This window comes from Kineococcus glutinatus (genome assembly GCF_039542765.1).
Taxonomy (GTDB): Bacteria; Actinomycetota; Actinomycetes; order Actinomycetales; family Kineococcaceae; genus Kineococcus_A; species Kineococcus_A glutinatus.
Genome location: NZ_BAABIL010000742.1, coordinates 1 through 1,627, shown reverse-complemented (window position 1 = coordinate 1,627; position 1,627 = coordinate 1). Strand labels below are relative to the sequence as shown.

Annotated in this window: 2 protein-coding genes; both read left to right on the top strand. The window is 77.6% G+C overall.

Annotation, left to right across the window (positions count from 1 at the left end; genetic code table 11):
* Window positions 1-933, top strand: a 933-nt coding sequence (locus tag ABEB16_RS20850; RefSeq protein WP_345714099.1) for a glycosyltransferase family protein, incomplete at its 5' end; no start/stop codon positions are given.
* Window positions 930-1,627 (top strand): UDP-N-acetyl glucosamine 2-epimerase (locus tag ABEB16_RS20845; RefSeq protein ID WP_345714098.1); only part of this gene is annotated, 698 nt, incomplete at its 3' end. The genes ABEB16_RS20850 and ABEB16_RS20845, both read left to right, overlap by 4 nt.

The window sequence follows — 1,627 nt, the reverse complement described above, 5'->3', positions numbered from 1 at the left end:
CTGCGGGTCGCGGCCGCCGCGCTGCTGGTCCTCGCCGCGGCCTGCGGCTGGGACGTCGTCGTCGCCAACGACGCCCGCGCCCTGCCGCTGGCGCACCGGGTGGCCCGCGGCGCGCCGGTGTGGGCGGACATGCACGAGTGGGCGCTGGCGGAGTTCGCCCAGGACTGGCGCTGGCGGGCCCTGGTGCGCCCGTTCGCCGCGCACCTGTGCGAGCGCTACCTGCCGGCCTCGGCGGCGGTGAGCACCGTGTGCGAGCCCATCGCGCAGCTGTACCGGGACACGTACGGCGTGGCGTGCGCGGTGGTGCGCAACGCGCCGGACCCGGTGGACCTGGTGCCCTCGGCGACCGAGCCGGGGCGGGTCCGGCTGGTGCACAGCGGCAGCGCGGTGCCCGGGCGGGGGCTGGACACCCTGGTGGAGGTGGCCCGCGGCCTCGACGGGCGCTTCAGCCTCGACCTGTACCTGACGCGCGGCGGTGACGGCGGCCGGCACCTGGCGCGGCTGCGCGCGCTGGCGGCGGGGCACCCGCGGATCACGTTCCACGACCCGGTGCCGCCGGCGGAGCTGGCGCGGACCCTGAACCGCTACGACGTGGGGATCTACTCGCTGCCGCCGGCGAACCTCAACGCGGAGCTCGCCCTGCCCAACAAGTTCTTCGACTTCGTGCAGGCGCGGCTGGCGCTGGCCGTGGGCCCGAGCCGGGAGATGGCGCGGGTGGTGTCCGCGCACGGCCTGGGCGTGGTCGCCGACGACTTCTCCGCCGCCGCGCTGCGCCGGGCCCTGGAGGGCCTGGACGCCGGGTCGCTGGCGGCGGCCAAGGCGGCCTCGCACCGCGCCGCGGCGGAGCTGAGCTCGGCGCGGGAGCGCGAGGTCGTGCTGGAGCTGGCCCGCGGGGCGCTGGCCGCCGCGCCGGTGGGGGGAGGCCGCTCGTGAGGGTGCTCAGCGTCGTGGGCGCGCGCCCGCAGTTCGTGAAGCTGGCCGCCACCGCGCGGGCGTTCGCCGAGCGCGCCGGTGAGGTGGAGCACCTCGTGGTGCACACCGGCCAGCACTACGACACCGCGATGTCGGCGGCGTTCTTCGCCGACCTCACCATCCCCGAGCCGGTGGTGAACCTCGGCGTGGGCTCCGGCAGCCACGGCGTGCAGACCGGCGCGATCCTCGCCGGCCTGGACCCGGTGCTGGCGGACCTCGCCCCGGACTGGGTGCTCGTCTACGGCGACACCAACTCCACCCTCGCCGCGGCCGTCGCGGCGGTGAAGCTGGGGCGGCCGGTGGCGCACCTGGAGGCGGGGCTGCGCTCGCACAACCGCGCGATGCCCGAGGAGCACAACCGCGTCCTCACCGACCACGCCGCCGACCTGTGCCTGGCGCCCACCGCGGCGGCGCTGGGGCAGCTGGCCGCCGAGGGGCTGGCCGGGCGCAGCGTCGTCGTCGGCGACGTCATGGTGGACGTGCTGGTGCGCACCCTCGCCGCGGTGCGCGAGCACCCGCCGGAGCTGCCCGCCGCCTGCGGCGAGGGCCCGTACGTCGTGGCGACCGTGCACCGGCAGGAGAACACCGACGACCCGCGGCGGCGTCGAGGACACGCACGTCCACCCCGGCGGCCGCGAGGCGGCAGGCGAGCACG